Consider the following 17,100-nt stretch of genomic DNA (forward strand, 5'->3'; position numbering starts at 1 on the left):
TACGCTGAAGGCCGACTCTCCCAACAGGCCATCCCCATGACCAACCAGCTCATCGACGCGATCAAGGTCCGTCGCACCCAGTACGCCCTCGGCAAGTCCCTGCCGCTGTCGCAGGAAGAAGTGACCTCGCTGATCCAGGAAGCCGTCAAGCACTCGCCGACCTCCTTCAATTCGCAGAGTTCGCGCGCGGTAGTGCTGTTTGGCGCGCAGAGCGATGCGTTCTGGGGCCTGGTCAAGGATGCGCTGCGCGCCATCGTGCCGGCCGACGCCTTCGCCAGCACCGAGCAGAAGATCGACAGCTTCGCCGCCGGCGCCGGCACGGTGTTGTTCTATGAAGACCAGGACGTGGTGAAGGGCCTGCAGGAGAAGTTCCCCCTGTACGCGGACAACTTCCCGATCTGGTCCGAGCAGTCCAGCGGCATGGCCCAGTACGCGGTGTGGACGGCGCTGGCCAATGAGGGAATCGGAGCCAGCCTGCAGCACTACAACCCGCTGCCCGATGAGGCGGCCGCCGCCAAGTGGAATCTGCCGGCCAGCTGGAAGCTGCGCGCGCAAATGCCGTTTGGTTCGCACGAAGCGCCGTTCGGCGACAAGGACTTCATGGACGACAGCGAGCGCTTCCGCGTCTTCGCCTGATGGTCACTTGGCGGTGCCGACCGGCACTGCCCGCACCGCCCCCGACGGACGCGCTCCGTCGGGGGCGTTTTCGTTTTGAGGGCCTGTCAGCAGCCGAGTTTGGCCATCATCTGGCGCACGGCCCAGCCCGGGGATCCGCGACGGGCCAGCATCGTGTCCACTTCCAGTTCGAAGCGTCCGGCCTCACACGGAGGCACACGGGACGCCAGGGCGACATGGACCGGCGTCAGCGCCGCCCACCACGCTTCATCGCTTTCGACCAGGGGAAGCCGCGCATCCAGTGCCCGGCCGAAGGCCGCGACGGCTTCGGCAAGCGCGGGCGAGCCGGGGCGACGCCCGGCCGAGCGGGCCTTTATGCGCGATGATCGGGTCGGTGCGGCCAGCCGGATTTCCGGGCCTCGTGGTGCGGCTAGCGCCGCCGCAGCGGTGCGCGGCATGCGCCGGGCGGAAGGTTCGGTGAGCGACATGGTGCGTCCTGCAGACATTCGGGGGAGCCTCCAAGCTAGGCCCCGGATCGGTTGGCAGGCGTGAAACACGCGTGCGAGGAGGGGAAAACGCGCTTCCCATTCAGCTCCGCACTGTGACCGGTGTTGCGTCCTGGCCGATCACTGCCCGTAGACCGCCAGCTCGCCCAGGCTGCTGTAGTAGACGCGCCCACCACCATTCCGCGCGTCGCGCTCGACGCCCCCGGAGGTCCCGACCAGGCGGATGGCCCGGGTGCTGACCGGCGCGAACCGCAGGGTGTGGTCGATATCGGTGCCCTTTCGCCACTGACTGTTTTCCAGGTCCATCATCGGCGTCACCTTCAGCCCGTCGACCGGCCGCCAACGCCCGTCCGCATCCTGGAATTCGACCGCCAGCGAGGTCAGCCAGCCGCCGAATTCCTCCGGCGTGCCCGGATTGAACACCAGCACCGAGATGTCCTGCGCGCGCTCCCAGGCGTAGCCGTAGACGACACGGCCGGGCGCGGCCGTGTGTGGGCTGTAGTAGGTGGGCTCGGCCCGGCCATCACGCATCGCCGAAAGGTCGCGCCCCGGGGTGCCGTGCAACAACTGAGAGGCCGTTGGCGCCAGGTTGGGCGAATGCACCTGGATGACGTAGTGCTGGCGCGCCTGCGCCGTCCCGCGTTGCCGCAGCAGGGTGAAGGCGAACTCGCCCGCCTGCCGTGGCGTACCACGCACGCCGGTGGCATCCAGGGCCACGCCGGCCGGCAGCGTGCCATCGGCCATCGTCAGGCGCTCGCCCGCGCTGCCATCGACCAGCACTTCCAGCGAGAACGGGCGGCCGACCTCGGCCACCTGTGCCGGAGCCGCCGGCAAGGCCAGCGGGGCGAGGAAGGCGGCCTGTGCCGGGATGCGGTAGTAGTCGCGTCCATCCCGGGTAAAGCGCGTCCCGCCGTTGGCCAGGATCACCCGCTCGCCCTGCACGGCCATGCGCCGGGCCAGGTCCTCGATCGAGGCATCGGGCAGATCGTGGCGGCTGACATTGATGTAGCGATCGTTGTAGGGCTTGCGCCAGCCGGCCTCCGGCAAGGGGAACAACAGGTCGTGCGGCAGCGCGCGCGTCCCGCCGATGATCCCGAGCAGGCCGACCATGGTGGCGGCCTGGTTGTCGGCATCGAAGCCGATCGCACTGGCGTAATCCAGCGTGGCCTGGACCTCGCCGCCTCCGTAGAGCAGGGCCAGGATCGCGCAGGCGCCGTTGAGGTTGGCGTCCACGACGCGCCAGGCGTCGTGGTTGTAGCCCAGGTCCCGGTAATAGGCGGCCGCCATTTCCTTGCGTGCGGCCTGCCAGTCATCGGGGTAGCGCGCGTGCAGACGGCGCATGTGGCGCACGGTCTGCACGAAGCGGCTGTCGGCCGGCATGGCGGCTTCGGCACGGTCCAACAGGCGGTCGATGTCGTGTTCGAAGAAGGCCGCCGCGTACAGGGCGCCATAGAACATCGCCGGTTCGGTGCCGAAGTCGTCGCTGGTGATGCGCGCCGCCCAGCGCGTCTTGTCCACCGCATAGCCAACCATCCCCGGCGCGGTGACCGCCCAGATCTCGTTGACCAGCTGCGGGTCGATCTGGAACCACTGCCGGTTATAGGCCCGCGCACCGGTCAGCGGTGGCTGATAGCCAGCCGCCATCAGGGTCACCGCCGCGCGGTTGGCGACCCAGACTTTCTCGCGCACGTGGTACTGCCACGCCTGCGCAAGCTGCGCATAGCTCGGCGTGATCCCATGCCGCTCCATCTGCAGCAGGTACATCACCTCGATATCGGTGTCGTCGTCGGAGAAGGCGCCGTTGACCGCCTTCACCTGCTGCAGGTATTCGCCAAACCCGTAGGGAAACCGGTCCGGTCCCGGTGCGTCGATGTACTTGAACTCGTAGGACAGACCGTAGGTGTTGCCGATGATCTGGCCCAGCCACGACGCCAGCACCCGGTCCTGGTAGTCCTGCACGGCGATGACCTGGTCGGACTGCGGCGCCGGGGGAAGGGGATGTTGCGCGCGCGCCTGGCCCCAGACCGTCAGCAACAGGACAGCCAGCCAACAGCGTGCTAGCAGGCGAGGTGTGGGATCCATGCGGCGGTCGAGCTCCTGGTCGGCGGGCCAGGAGCATGCCACGGTGGACGCGGTCGCCACCCGCCGCGGCGCCACATGCGCGGCTCCGTCCCCGGTGGCGCGCGCCAGTAGCCAGGCCTGGACTTCGCTGTCCAAGCCACGGGTGTCACCGGAGGGAACGGCCTGCAGTTCGATCAACATGCCCATCCCCATCGCGCGCACGCCTACACGCCGCCGTCGTCGGGCGTGTCCTCGTGGCGGGAGTTGCCGTGTACCTCGCACACTGGCTCGCCACCGGCCCGGCGGATGCGTGCAACGGCCGCTTCATCGCTGCGCAATCCAGCTCCAGGGGTTGAGGCCGAAATCCTGCAGGCCCCGCGGTGCCATGGCGCTGTGGACTGTCGATAGGGCCACCGGTCTAGTCGGCGCCATCCTCATGCGTGACCGACGCCGCTGCGGTTCCCATCCATCGGACAGCTTCATCCCGCTCCGGAGAAACTCCGGCTTGGGGGCGCTGCATCGAAGACCCTCCCTCTGCCCGCGCTGTCGACGCCGTACGCGGCACGCCGGCTGGACATGCCTGCATGGTGCGCAGCAGCACCATTGCGCCAGGGAAGCGGCCATTGCCTGAACCAGGGCGGCACCTGATAGTAAGGCCGTCCCGCCAACCGCCCGTCCATGGATATCGCCATCCCGCTGCTGATCGTGCTTGTCCTGGGCGTGGCCTGTGCGCTGTGGTGGCAACGCCGCCGCGACACGCGCCCCGCCCCGCCATCCGCCGCCCCGGCGCAGGCCGACGCGCAGGACACGACCACGCCGGCGGCACCCAGTTCCCTGCCGCCGCCGGCGCTGCGCCCGTTGGTCCGGCGCATGTACGCGGCCGTCATGCACGCCCCGGAACTGATCGACCCGGCCACGCCGATCGGTGGCATCCAGGCGCAGATCCTGTCCGAAGCGGCAGCCGAGCTGGCCCAGTTGGACGTGCGGCCCAAGAACATTCCGCGTCGCCCGCACCTGCTTCCCCAGCTCATGCGCGCGGTGAACGACCCGGACATTTCCAACCACCAGATCGCCGCGGTGATCGCGCAGGATCCGGCCCTGGCCGCCAGCCTGCTGCGCATCGCCAACAGCGCCCTGTACCGGCCACGCGACGGCCACGCGGTGGACAGCATCGAACGCGGCGTGGCGCAGATCGGCACCGACGGGGTCCGCCAGATCGTCGTGGCGGCGTTGATGCAGCCTGTGCTCAGCCTGGACAGCGGGCTGTTTGCGCGGCTGCCGGCCGCGATCTGGGACTACGCGTTGCGCACGGCGGTGGCCGCCGCGCATCACGCCCAGCGCAACGGCACGCTTGACGATGCCCTGCACGCCCAGCTGCTCGGCCTGCTGCAGGGCCTGGGCGCGGTGATCGTGATGCGCGTGCTCAGCGAGACCTATGCCCGCCACCCCGGCGTGCCCAAGGAGCTGGTCACGGCCGCGGCCCTGCTGGACCGGCACGTCACCCCGACCGCACGCACCGTGGCGGTGGGCTGGGAACTGCCCCCGACCCTGGCCGAAGCCCTGACTGACCAGCGCGCCGAACGCGACCACACCGTGCCCACCACGGCCCTGGGCAAGGCGTTGCGCTACGGCCGCCTGGCCGCCGTGCTCACCATGCTGGTGCGCAGCGACGATGAGACCGAGGACAACGCCCTGGCGATGCTGGCCACCCTGGAGCCGGACGAGGACGCCAACCGGCAGCTCTGGGAACGGCTCTCGTCGCACTCCGCGACGTCCTGACCCACGCCTCGTTCGGTCGGGCGCACCGACCGCTCCGGTCCAGGGCGTCCCGAAGGACCCGCGCGATTCCGGCTTCACAGCGCCCATCATTCGCATGGGGACCTGCCAGCACAGCACGCCCGCCGACGGCCGACCGGCACCCGGTGATCGGGACGCATACGCCGGGCATAGCAGCACCTTCGCCGCGCGGGTCAGCCGGATACCCCTGCCAGCTCAGGTCTCTCCGCACCGCGGGACCGCCTTTCCCAGCGATCCCGTTCGGCGATCACCCTGCCGCCGAGAATGCACGTTTCACATTGTGAAAAAGACGTAAGTCTCGCTTCTTTTACTATGCACGTCCTGTTTGTGGAGTGACACGAGTCATAGTTTGTGTCGCGGTTGCCATGGAGCTGCTGGTGTTGGACAGCCATACGATCGCCATCGAGCGGCCAAGCTTGGAGACGTCCTTTCCGGATCCGTTGCAGGACGCTGACCGGCCTGCTCCCGCACAGCCACCTGCCCAAGCGGCCACCGGCCCCTACACGCCCGCGCCAAGTCCGATACGTGGGACCGTGATGCGCCTGGCGCGCAAACTGGCGCACGTCCTGGTCGTGCAACTGCCCTGGGGCCTGCAGGACCGGATCTACTTCCTGGCGACGTTCAGGCGATGGCCCAACCTGCGCCAGCCGCGCACCTTCAACGAGAAAGTGCTCTACCGCAAGCGTGTCTACGGGGACCACCCGACCTATCGCCGGCTGGCCGACAAGTTCGCCGTGCGCGCGCACGTGGCCGCGCGCGTCGGCCGGCAGTACCTGATTCCCCTGCTCCATGACACCACCGACCCGGCCTCGCTGCTGGAGCGGACCCAGTGGCAGCGCACGGTGATCAAGTCCAGCCACGGCTCGGGCATGGTCGCGCTGATGCTGGACGAGCCCGACCAGACACGACGCCAGGCGCTGGTGGCCGATTGCCAACGCTGGCTGCGCACCGATTTTTCCAAGGCGGTGCGCGAGATCCACTACCGCGGCATTCCGCCACGGCTGCTGGTGGAGCAGTACATTGGCGACGGGGCGCAGCCCCCCGTGGACTACAAGTTCCACATGTTCCGCCAGCGCGATGGACGCTTCCAGTACGTGCTGCAGGTGATCTACCGCAGCAGCGGAGCACCGTTGTCCATGACCTTTTTCGTCAACAGCCTGAGCGTGCCCTTCCACGGCATCCGCGATGCGGGGCTGAGCCCGCCATGCACGGGCGCCCAGCTGCAGCACGCGCTGGAGCTGAGCAAGGCGCTGGCGGCGGAGTTCGATTACGTCCGGGTGGACTGGTACATCCAGGCCGGTCGCATCTACTTCGGCGAGCTGACCTTCACCCCAGGGGCCGGACTGGTCACCGGCCTGGACAAGGGCCTGGACGCCCTGATGGGGCAGATGTGGGTCCAGCGCGTCCGGCCGGCGCTTGCGGTCCCGCGCCGGCCGGCGCCCGCCCTGCAGGCCCGGCCCCTGGGCTGACCCGCGGCCTCGGCTGCACTACGCCTGCGACCCGTCGGTGGAGACCGTCAAGGCTTCCCACTGCGCCAGTTCGGCCTTCAGCGCGTCGAGCTTCTCGCGCACCAGGCCCAGCGCATCGCTGCCCAGCAGCAGGTGCGCGGGCGGCTCGGGCGCTTCGATCGCCGTCAGCATCGCCAGGGCCGCCTTGCGCGGATCGCCCAGCTGCCGGCCGCTGACCGCCTGCCGGCGCTGGCGAATGGGGTCGAACAGCGCGTCGTAGTCGCCGATGCTGCGCGGCGTGCGCACCATCGAGCGTCCGGCCCAGTCGGTGCGGAACGAGCCCGGTGCCACCGAGGTCACCCGGATGCCCAGCGCGGCCACTTCCTTGCCCAGCACCTCGCCAATGCCCTCCAGCGCGAACTTGCTGCCGCAGTAGTAGGCGATGCCCGGCATGGTGATGAAGCCGCCCATCGAGGTGATGTTGAGGATGTGGCCGGCGCGGCGCGCGCGCATGTGTGGCAGCACCGCCTGGATCATCGCCACCGCGCCGAACACGTTGACCTCGAACTGCCGACGCATCTGATCCAGCGGTGATTCCTCCAGCACGCCCTCGTGGCCGTAGCCGGCGTTGTTGACCAGCACGTCGATGGGACCGATGTCGGCCTCGATGGCCTCGACGGTAGGCTGGATCGCGGCGGTGTCGGTGACATCCAGCACCCGTGCCACGGCCCGGTCCGGCGCCAGCGCTTCGAACGATTCGCCAGCCTGCGCGCCGCGCACCGTGCCGACTACGTGATGCCCGGCCGCCAGTGCTTCGATGGCCAGCGCGCGCCCGAAGCCGCTGCTGACACCCGTGATCAGGAAGCGTTTGGAAGTCGACATGGAGAAACTCCTGTTGTGCGAGAGATGTGCACAATAGAGAGGCATGCGCGCCATTCGAAGGCCATTCCGGCTCGAATCATTGCCTATTCCTATGATCGACATCCCATCCCCAACCACGCCCAACGCGCCAGGCCTGTTGCCGCTCGCCCCGATGGTCGCGGCGCTGGCCCCGCATGAGGGCTACACCCTCACCGCGCTGGAGGGCGTGCGATTGCTGCGTTCGGACCGGCCACTGGCGCGCACGCCGGTGCTGTACGACCCGGGCATCGTCATCGTCTGCCAGGGCCGCAAGCACGGGTATTTCGGCCAGCGCACCTATGTGTACGACGCGCATCAATACCTGGCCGTCTCGGTCCCGGTGCCGTTCACCATGGAAACCGACGCCAGCGCGGCCGAGCCGCTGCTGGCGCTGTACCTGCATCTGGACTTTGCCTTGGCCGCCGAGCTGATGCTGCAGATCGACCGCCACGGCGGCGTGCCAGCCAGCGCGCCGCCGCAGAGCATGGTCTCCAGCCCGATCGACCCGACGCTGCACCAGGCCGTGCAACGCCTGCTGCAGGCGCTGGCCGCGCCGATGGAGGCGGCCATTCTTGGGCCTCAGCTGCTGCGTGAGCTTTACTACCGCATCCTCACCGGGCCGCAGGGCCATACGCTGCGCGCGGCGCTGGCCATGCAGGGCCGCTTCGGCAAGATCGGCAAGGCGCTGCAGCACCTGCATACGACCTACGCGCAACCGCTGACCGTGGCGCAACTCGCGCAGGAGGCCGGCATGAGCGCACCGTCCTTCCACAGCCACTTCAGGGCCGTCACCTGCGCCTCGCCCATGCAGTACCTCAAGTCCACGCGCCTGCACCAGGCGCGCCTGCTGATGGTGCGCGAAGGCATGACCGCAGCCGCGGCCTGTCATGCGGTGGGTTACGAAAGCCCCTCGCAGTTCAACCGCGAGTTCAAGCGCCTGTTCGGCCTGACGCCTGCGCGCGAAGTGCAGCGCATGCGCGAACACTTCGCGGTGCCGCCGAAGCAGGCGGTGGCGGCGTATGTGTCATCGCACTGATCGCGCCACGCACATCCGCCACACTCACCCCTGGTCCGCGCCATAGGCCACCTGCCGCTGCGGCAGGAGCTCCTCCAGGCGCGCCTGCAGGACACGCTGGATGTTGTCGAAGGCGGTACTGCCCAGGGCGAGTCGCCTCGGCATCCGTGCGGCATCGACGGCGTCGATCATCGCCGCGACGCTGCGCGCCGCGTCGCCCTTGATCGCCAGGCTGCCATCGGCAATGGCGCGCCTGAGCTCGCCGGCCGGGGTCGCCTCGTAGACCTCCATCGGCGACGCATGATCCAGCCCCGCGCCAAAGCCGGTCTGGGTGGGACCGGGTTCGGCGATCAGTACCTCGATGCCGAACGGTGCCACCTCCTGCGCGATTGCTTCCAGGAACCCCTCGATCCCCCACTTGCTGGCGTGGTACAGGCTGAAGTTCGGGTAGGCCACCTGCCCGCCTTCGGAGGACACCTGCAGCAGCCGGCCACCCCCCTGGGCGCGCAGGTGCGGCAACACCGCGCGCACCAATTGGATCGAGGCGGTCAGGTTGGTGGAAAGCTGGCGATCGATCTGTTCGTCGCTGACTTCCTCGGCCGCACCGAACAGGCCATAGCCGGCATTGCTGACCACCACCTCGATGCGCCCGAAGGCCGCGAACGCGGCATCGATTTCGCGCCGCAGCGCCGGGGTGTCGGTCAGGTCGAACTGCGCCACCCGCAGGCGTTGACCATGCTGCTGCTCGAGTTCGGCGAACGGCGTCACGCGGCGCGCGCAGGCCACCACCCGATCCCCACGCGCCAGCAACGCGCGGGTCATTTCCAGTCCCAGGCCGGAGGACGCACCGGTAATCAGCCAGGTCTTCATGGGCAAGCTCCTTCGTTGAGTTGCAACGAAGATAGGCGCGGCCGGCGCGTAGGATAAGCCTCACCAATCCGCACGAGCTGGTGAGGATTTATCACCAATGGCCGATGTCACCCTTTCCGATCTCAAAGCCTTTGCCGCCGTGGCCCGCCATCGCAGCTTCCAGCGCGCGGCCGACAGCCTGGGCGTGTCGCGCTCCTCGCTCAGCCACGCCCTGCGCGGGCTGGAGCAGCGCCTCGGCGTGCGCCTGCTGCACCGGACCACGCGCAGCGTGGCGCCGACCGAATCCGGCGAACACCTGCTGCAGCGGCTGACGCCCCTGCTCCACGAGTTGGACACCGTGCTGGACACCATCAGCCACGGGCCCGATGAAATCGTCGGCACCCTACGCATCAACGCCAGCACCGGCGCGGCGCGCTGGCTGCTGCAACACGTGGCGCCGGCGTTCCTGCAGCGCCATCGGCGCGTGGCGCTGGAGCTGGTCAGCGAAGGCCGGCTGGTGGACATCGTGGCCGAGGGGTTCGATGCCGGCGTGCGCCTGGCCGAAGCCGTGCCCAAGGACATGGTGTCCATCCCCTTTGGCGGCACGCTGCGCTTTGTGGCCGTCGCCGCGCCCGCGTATGTCGCCGCGCACGGGCGACCCGCCACGCCCGAAGCGCTTCACGACCACCATTGCATTCGCCAGCGCCTGCCCAGCGGCAAGCGCTATCGCTGGGAATTCGCCAAGGGCCGGCGCGAGATGGCCGTCGATGTTCCCGGCGCGCTGCTGCTGGACAACAGCGACCTGATGGTCGACGCCGCCATCCAGGGCCTGGGCATCGCCTTCGTCCCCGAACCGTTCGCGCGCCCGGCGCTCGATGACGGCCGCCTGGTCCTGCTGCTGGAGGACTGGTCGCCCGCAGATCCCGGCCTGTCCCTGTACTACGCCAGCTGGCGCCACGTGCCGCCGCCGCTCCGGGCCTTCATCGCCTTGCTGCGGGAGGTGACCGAGGCACAGGCGCGGCTCGCCAGTTAGGTGCGGTGGAGACCGGCTTCGTGCTGCCGCATGGGTCCGTATCTGAAGACGATGCCAGTCAACCTGACCTTGTCCGTTTGCGGGTGACCACAGCCCCTCGAGGCTCCATCGCGCGTGACACCCGGATCGCCCACGCACGCGACCCGCACCACGTGGCCTCAGTCAGATGCGGCACACGCGCGATTGCGACCAGCGGCCTTGGCCCGGTAGAGCTGGGCGTCGGCATCGGCCAGCAGATCCTGTGGGGCCCGTCCCGAACCGGCCAGGCCGGTCGCGATGCCCACGCTGACCGTCACCACCGGCGCGGCGCCGGAAGCGGCATGCGGCACGGCCAGCTCGCGCACGTTGCACAGCAGGCGCTCGGCCACCGGACCGGCGTTGGGCAGCGAGGTCTCGGGCAGCAGGCAGACGAATTCCTCGCCGCCATAGCGCGCGGCCAGATCCATCGGGCGCATCAGCGCCTTGCCGATTGCCCCGGCCACCTGGCGCAGGCACTCGTCGCCAGCCTGGTGGCCGTAGCAGTCGTTGTATTGCTTGAAATGGTCCACATCGATCATCAGCACCGCGCAGGGCTGCGCGTTGCGCTCGGCCGCGCGCCACCGGCCTGCGAAGACCTCCTCGAAATGGCGCCGGTTGGCCAGGCCGGTCAAGCCGTCGTACAGCGCGGCCGAGCGCAGGTAGTCGGTCTGGAACTTCAGCAGGAGGTGGTTGCGCACGCGGGCGCGCAAGACCTCGGGGTGGAATGGCTTGGCGATGAAATCCACCGCGCCATGGCCCAGCCCCTGCACCTGCGCCTGGTCACTGTCATGCCCGGTGATGAAGATCACCGGCACATCCGCGCCATCGGGGCCGGCCTTGATCTGGCTGCAGACCTCGTGCCCGTCCATGCCCGGCATCACCACGTCCAGCAGCACCAGGTCCGGACGGGCATCGCGGAAAACTTGCAGGCCCTGTTCGCCGGAAGTGGCCATGAACACTTCGTGGTCCCCGCGCAGGGCCTCGAAGGCCACGCGGATGTTGATGGCCTGGTCGTCCACCACCAGCACCCGCGGCAGTCGGTTCGTGGGCCATCCCCAGGTCGGTTGTTGGTTCATTGCGCGCTCCCGCAACGCAAGGTCTCGAGTGCCACCCTGGCACCCTGGAAATCCAGCAGATTCACCAGCTCCAGGAGCTGCGCGTAGTGCGCGCCCTGCGGTCCATCGATGGCCGCCGGCATGTCGGTCAACAGCTCCAGCGCGGCCAGGTTGGACTCCCCCACCAGCACGGCCAGCGCCTCCAGTTGATCGCTCACGTTCTCCAGGGTCGGCAAGGAAGGTGCGGGTGTGGACGCGGCGCCGACCTGCACCTGCACCCGTGTCGCCAGGGCGTGCTGGAGCGCCTCGATCGAACGGCCCGTCAGCCCACGCAGCGCCAGGACTGCCTGCGCCGGTGGCGCCAGGCCCCGCTTGCACCCGTCTTCCAATTCACCGCAGGCCAGCGCCAGGGCCACGGCACCCAGGTTGGCGGCCATGCCGCGCAAGGTATGCATGCGCCCGGCCGCCTCGGCCAAGTCGCCGTGGGACAGCGCCTGCTCGCCCGCGTCCAGCTGCAGTCGCGCCTGGTCATCGAACTGCTTCAGCACGCGCTGGAGCAGGGCCGCATTGCCTCCCAGGCGATCCAGGACCCGCGCGATCGGCTCGACCATGGCATCCGCCTCGGGATCCACATCGGCCTCGGCCTGCGCCAGGGCGGTTGCCGCCACCTGCGCGCCGCGCTCGGCCCGGGCGGGCAACAGCGCCAGCAGGCTGGCGACCAGGCGCGCGGACTCGATCGGCTTGGGGACATGGCCGTTCATGCCCGCGGCGGTGCAGGCGGCCATGTCATCGGTGGAGACGTTGGCGGTCATCGCCAGGATCGGCAGCTGGGCCATGCGCGGATCACGACGGATCTCGCGCGTGGCTTCCAGCCCATCCAGGTCGGGCATCTGCATATCCATCAACACCGCGTCCAGCGGTTCGCCTTTGCCCAACACACGGGCCACGCCGTCACGCCCGCCCTCGGCTAGCTCCACGGTGGCGCCGGCGGCGACCAGCAGCTCGGCGGCCACCTCGCGGTTGATCGCATTGTCTTCGACCACCAGCACGTGGACGGCGGCCAGGGGCAGGTCGTCGCTGATCGGCGGCAGCGCGGGCGAGGTCGACGTGGCGCACAGGGCAGCGCCCAGTTGCAGGGCGGTGACCGGTTTGGCCAGGGTCGCGTCGAAGGGCCATGCCGCATCGTCCAGCTGTGCGCGTTGCAGGGCCCTGGCATGGCTGGACACCACCACCAGCCGCGGTGGGGCGGCACGGGCGCGCAGGGCTCTTGCCAGGTCCAGCACCTGCGCGGCGCGCTCGGGATGCCACTCCATCACCACGCTCCGGCAATCCGCCGCGATCCCGGCGGGCTCGATCGCATCGACCGCCGAATGCCGCATGTCCAGGCCACTGGCCTGGGCCAGCGCCCCTGCCAAGCCGCAGAGCGCGTGACTGCCGCCCAACACATGCAGTCCCCCGCCCGGGCAGCACGCCAGCGCCGTGCCCAGGCGCCGCGCGCCGGGCTGCAGCTGCATGGGGATGTCAAACCAGAACCGGCTGCCCTGGCCCGGCCGACTGGCCACCTGCAGCGTGCCGCCCATCAGTTGCACCAGGCGCTGGCAGATCACCAGCCCCAGCCCGGTGCCGCCATAGCGCCGGCTGATCGACGCCTCGGCCTGGGTGAACACCTTGAACAACCGCGCCAACTGCTCGGGTGAGATCCCGATGCCGGTGTCCTCCACCTCCACCCGCAGCCAGGCGGTGCCCTCGGCCATCGTATGGTCCACCGGCGCAGGCGCCAGGCGGATGCACACGCTGCCCGAGTGGGTGAACTTGATCGCATTGCCGGCCAGGTTGATCAGCACCTGGCGCAACCGCAGGCTGTCGCCGACCAGTTCCAGCGGAACTTCGGGCGATGCCTGATAGACGATCTCCACGTCCGAGTCCCCCAGGGTGGAGGACAGCACCACGCCCAACTCCTGCAGCAGCGTGTCCAGCGAGAACGGATGCGGATCCAGCTGGAGCTTGCCCGCTTCGATCTTGGAGTAGTCAAGCAGGTCGTTGAGCAACTGCAGCAACATGCCGCCGGCCAGTTGCGCCTTGCGCACGTACTCGGATTGCGAGGGCGCCAGGCGGCTGCGTCCCAGCAGTTGCAGCATACCCAGCACCGCATTCATGGGGGTGCGGATTTCATGGCTCATGTTGGCCAGGAACTCGGACTTGGCCTGATTGGCGTGGTCGGCCGCGGCCTTGGCATCGCGCAGCGCCTGCTCCAGTTCCAGCTGTCCGGTGATGTCGCGGTTGATGCCCACCAGGCGCACCACCGCGCCATGGGCATCGCGCTCGGCATAGGCGGCGGCTTGGATGTGGCGGATGGCGCCGTCGCTCTGGATGATGCGGAACACCGGCGCGTATTCGCTGCCATCGGTCAACGAGCGACGCAGCAAGTCCTCCACCCAGGGCAGGTCGTCGGGATGGACACTGCGCCGCCAGTCCTCGAAGGTGATCGTGTACCCCGGCGTTGGCAACGGCCAGCCGTAGATCTCGGCCATGCGTGCGTTGTAGTCCAGTGCGCCGCTGTCCAGGTCGTGGTCCCAGATCCCCAGCTGGGCCGCGTCGGTGGCCATGGACAGCTGCTGGTTGGCGTAGGACAGCTTGCGCTCGGCCGCCTTCTGCTCGCTCATGTCGAAGGCCACACCCAGATAGCCGGTCAGCACGCCATCGGCGTCTCGGATCGTACTGACCGACAGATTGACCGGGCGACCGTGCCCGGATTTGTCCAGATAGGTCCACTCGCGGGTCTGGACACCGGTACGCAGGGCCACCTCCACCAGGACATCGAAGCCCTTCAGCGTGACGCCGTACGTCCGCTCGAGTTCCTCGCTGCGGGCATCGATCTCGGCCTGCACGTGGAACACGTGGGGGGTGTGCTTGCCAACCAGCTCATCGGCCCGGTAGCCCAGCATGCGTTCGGCGCCGGAGTTGAACAGCACGATGGTGCCGGCCGTATCGGTCGCCACGACCGCCACTTCCGACGCCGCATGCAGCACGCCCTGCAGCAGCGCGTTCGACGCGGTGAGTTCGGCGGTCCGGACAGCCACCTGCTCTTCCAGGCGCGCATTGAGCTGCAGGATCTGCTCGCGCGCCCGGCGTTGTTCGGAGATGTCGCGCACGGTCTTGGACGCCCCCACCACGCGCCCGTCCGCGTCGTAGATCGGCGAGACGCTGACCAGCACGTCCACCTGCGTCCCGTCCGCGCGGCGGCGTACCGTCTCGAAGTTCGGAATCACCTCGCCACGTCCGATGCGCTTGAGCACCGCCTCTTCCTCGTGGGCCAGCGCTTCGGGCACGATCAGATCGAGCAGGCGATGCCCGATCGCCGCTTCGGCGGTATAGCCGAACAGCGTCTCGGCGGCGCGGTTCCAGCTCATCACCACCCCGTCCAGGCGCTTGCCGATGATGCCGTCGGCCGACCCATGGACCACTGCCTCCAGCAGCTCCTGCTGACGCCGCGTGCGCGCCCGGCGCAGACGACGCAGCAGCAGCATGCTGGTCATCAGCGCCAGCGCCACGCTGGCCCCCACACCGGCCACGACGAGGCGCACCAACGTCGCCGTGGGATCGGCGCCCGGAAAGGTGGGCAACACCCCGAAGGTCATGCGCCAATGACGACCATCGACCTGGCGGTCCACCACCGTGTGGGACAGGGCAGGCGTCTGTGGCGGCGCCCACGCGTAGAACGGGGTCTGGTCGTGCGCATCGGTCACGTCGGCGATCTGCACCGACAGGTTCCAGCGCTCCGGCTCCAGCTGCAGCAGCACCTCGTCCAGCAGCAGTGGCAGATAGGCCCAGCCGATCACGCCCTGTGGACCGTCGGCGCGCGCCGCGCCTGTCGGCGCACGGACCGGCAACAGTAGCAGCACGCCCTGCCGCGCATGGTCGGGCTGCTGGACCAGGGTGATGGGCGCGGTCAGGCGCGGCTCGCCGCTGCGCGCGGCGGCGTCGGCCGCCTCGCGTCGGCTGGTCTCCGAAGCCAGGTCCAGGCCGATCACCGCCTGGTTGCGCGCGATGGGCTGCAGCGATTCGATGATGTACAGGTCGCCCTCGTGCGGGGCGAACTGCCGTAGCTTCATGTCGGTCAGGCCTTCGCGCCGCATGTGGGCCAGATACGCCTCCAGCTGCGACGGCGGCACGCGTCGGACGAACCCCAGCCCCACCGCACCGGGGAAGTCCAGCTCCAGGTCCTGAGCGCTGCTGTAGACATTCAGGTCGGCGTGCTTCTCACCGTATTCCGAAGCCAGCACCGCACCGCGCAGGCCGCGCAGGCCGGCGTGGTAGCGATGGATCGCACCGCTGATCTGGCTGGCGTAGAGCTCGGTGTCGGCGCGCACGGCGGCTTGCAACTCCTGCTGGCCGTGAAGATGCTCGCGCCGGACCAGCCCGGCCGTCACCAGCAGCCCGGCACACAGCACCAGCAGACCGCCCTGCCAGACGGTCCGTCGCTCCGTGGATGTTGCGCGCTGCGTCTTGCCCATACCCCGATGTCCCCACGCCACGCCGCGATGCCGGATCACTCCCGACAACGACGACGTTCCCGCCCCGGGCATCGGCCCGCTTCAGGCGGACTTGATGGCGCAGGCTCCAGGGAGCGATTACAGAGGTGGAAACTGAGCCGCGGCGCACGTTTGGCCTGATACGACGTTTCGCCTGTGCGCAGAAATCCTGGATACACCGCGAGCAACGACGCGCCGACCAGCGGGGGCGCCCGGGAGTCAGTCCCTCGGGATATAGCTCTTGTGACCCGATGGGGTGAGGCAGTAGCGGCCGCCACGCGGCCCGGTGCAGAACGTGCCCGTGCTGCAGGGACAGCTGCCGGACGCGGCCGGCGGCGGTGTCAGGTGCTGAGCACTCGTCGGACCTTCGCCGCCGCCGCACACCCGCTTGGATGCACTGACCGAACCATCGTTGCAGACGAAGCGGCCGTTGGCGCAGTGGTGCACCCCACCCTTGGCACCCGAACACGGCGTATTGGCCAACGCGCCCATCGCCATGGTCAGCGCGAACAGCACCAGCAACCGCGCGATTGGCTTGAACATGCGACTCCCCCGACGCCGCGGCCCCCTGCAGCGACAGGCAAGGACCTTAAACCACACGTGGCGTGTGCGCATCGCCTCACCCGCCAATCCCGATCACCCCACGCGCAACAGCCTCCGGCTTAGTTACGATCGGCGTGGACGCACAAAGGGGCATCGCATGGAACGCATCACGGCCGCCATCCGCACGGCATCGCTGGGCCTGATCGCCGCGGCCATGGCCCTGGCCTCGCCCACCACCGCACAGACCCGCGCGGCGGTCGGCACCTCGCATCGCCCTTACATTCCCCCCACGCACCAGCCCTACAGCTCGACGGCCAGGGACGCCACGCCGCTGCACTGCGAGCAGTACCGCCACCATCCCAATCCCGGCATGGTCCGATACTGCGAGGGCTTGGAGCACACCCTGCTCCAGAACGAAGCACAACGTCAGGGCAAACCCGCCCCCTCGCGCTCGGTCATCGCGCTCCCCGCACTGGGCACGCCCGAAGCCAAGAAGCTGGGCTACGCCTGCGTCAGCGGCCGCGCCCTCAAGCGCCTGAGCAACGGCTGGGAGCAGGTGTCGGCGACGGAAGGGGGATGGCAGCGGTGTGAGGGTGGGTAGAGGCGCAATTACACTCTGACCCCGGTTGTTCAGCGCTGGCGCGCCTGCATGCGCAAGCTGCTAACGACCGTAAATGCGCGGCGCCGCGATGAACTGATGGCCAGGACTTCCCTGGCGACCCGACCAC

General features: G+C 69.0%; 13 protein-coding genes. 6 read left to right on the forward strand and 7 right to left on the reverse strand.

All coding sequences use genetic code 11. The features are described from left to right. The first annotated feature begins 36 nt into the window (after positions 1–36). Complete coding sequence (locus ACORQU_RS06495) at positions 37–636, forward strand: nitroreductase family protein (RefSeq protein ID WP_491643990.1); 600 nt, start codon at positions 37–39, stop codon at positions 634–636. Positions 637–722: 86 nt separating this feature from the next. Here ACORQU_RS06495 and ACORQU_RS06500 read toward each other — a convergent pair whose 3' ends face one another. Together ACORQU_RS06500 and ACORQU_RS06505 are read right to left on the reverse strand one after the other, a co-directional pair. Beyond that, a complete protein-coding gene (locus tag ACORQU_RS06500; RefSeq protein ID WP_491643991.1) occupies positions 723–1,103 on the reverse strand; it encodes a hypothetical protein in 381 nt (126 codons plus the stop codon). Positions 1,104–1,241: 138 nt separating this feature from the next. Then, positions 1,242–3,383 (reverse strand): ADP-ribosylglycohydrolase family protein, encoded by a 2,142-nt coding sequence (locus ACORQU_RS06505; protein WP_491643992.1) that lies wholly within the window; start codon positions 3,381–3,383, stop codon positions 1,242–1,244. 477 nt (positions 3,384–3,860) lie between these two features. Between ACORQU_RS06505 and ACORQU_RS06510 the strand changes: the two genes are divergently transcribed. Further along, complete coding sequence (locus ACORQU_RS06510; RefSeq protein WP_491643993.1) at positions 3,861–4,961, forward strand: HDOD domain-containing protein; 1,101 nt, start codon at positions 3,861–3,863, stop codon at positions 4,959–4,961. Between the two features lie 413 nt (positions 4,962–5,374). Further along, positions 5,375–6,448, forward strand: coding sequence for an ATP-grasp fold amidoligase family protein (locus ACORQU_RS06515; protein ID WP_491644989.1), 1,074 nt, complete (start codon positions 5,375–5,377; stop codon positions 6,446–6,448). An 18-nt stretch (positions 6,449–6,466) separates the two neighbouring features. On the opposite strand, the gene ACORQU_RS06520 is transcribed toward ACORQU_RS06515, so the two are convergent. Continuing rightward, entirely contained in the window at positions 6,467–7,309 is an 843-nt protein-coding gene (locus ACORQU_RS06520) for an oxidoreductase (protein WP_491643994.1), read from the reverse strand. 91 nt (positions 7,310–7,400) lie between these two features. Here ACORQU_RS06520 and ACORQU_RS06525 point away from each other — a divergent pair, with 91 nt between their 5' ends. Next, positions 7,401–8,363 (forward strand): AraC family transcriptional regulator, encoded by a 963-nt coding sequence (locus tag ACORQU_RS06525; RefSeq protein ID WP_491643995.1) that lies wholly within the window; start codon positions 7,401–7,403, stop codon positions 8,361–8,363. Between the two features lie 24 nt (positions 8,364–8,387). On the opposite strand, the gene ACORQU_RS06530 is transcribed toward ACORQU_RS06525, so the two are convergent. Next, the gene (locus ACORQU_RS06530; RefSeq protein ID WP_491643996.1) at positions 8,388–9,212 is read right to left on the reverse strand and encodes an SDR family oxidoreductase; all 825 of its coding nucleotides are present in this window, start codon (positions 9,210–9,212) and stop codon (positions 8,388–8,390) included. A 97-nt stretch (positions 9,213–9,309) separates the two neighbouring features. Between ACORQU_RS06530 and ACORQU_RS06535 the strand changes: the two genes are divergently transcribed. Beyond that, the gene (locus ACORQU_RS06535) at positions 9,310–10,224 is read left to right on the forward strand and encodes a LysR family transcriptional regulator (RefSeq protein WP_491643997.1); all 915 of its coding nucleotides are present in this window, start codon (positions 9,310–9,312) and stop codon (positions 10,222–10,224) included. Positions 10,225–10,382: 158 nt separating this feature from the next. Here the strand turns inward: ACORQU_RS06535 and ACORQU_RS06540 are convergent, their stop codons facing one another. From ACORQU_RS06540 to ACORQU_RS06550, 3 genes are all read right to left on the reverse strand, one after another. After that, positions 10,383–11,318 carry a diguanylate cyclase domain-containing protein gene (locus ACORQU_RS06540; protein ID WP_491643998.1) on the reverse strand — a complete coding sequence of 312 codons (936 nt, stop codon included), beginning with the start codon at positions 11,316–11,318 and terminating at the stop codon, positions 10,383–10,385. Continuing rightward, a complete protein-coding gene (locus tag ACORQU_RS06545; RefSeq protein ID WP_491643999.1) occupies positions 11,315–15,811 on the reverse strand; it encodes a PAS domain S-box protein in 4,497 nt (1,498 codons plus the stop codon). Before ACORQU_RS06545 ends, ACORQU_RS06540 begins: the two co-directional genes overlap by 4 nt. Before the next feature lie 237 nt (positions 15,812–16,048). Continuing rightward, complete coding sequence (locus ACORQU_RS06550) at positions 16,049–16,372, reverse strand: YdcA family protein (protein ID WP_491644000.1); 324 nt, start codon at positions 16,370–16,372, stop codon at positions 16,049–16,051. A 157-nt stretch (positions 16,373–16,529) separates the two neighbouring features. On the opposite strand from ACORQU_RS06550, the gene ACORQU_RS06555 reads away from it, so the two are divergent. Then, positions 16,530–16,973 (forward strand): hypothetical protein, encoded by a 444-nt coding sequence (locus ACORQU_RS06555; protein WP_491644001.1) that lies wholly within the window; start codon positions 16,530–16,532, stop codon positions 16,971–16,973. Positions 16,974–17,100: the final 127 nt, after the last annotated feature.

Source organism: Pseudoxanthomonas sp. JC1303, assembly GCF_058448525.1.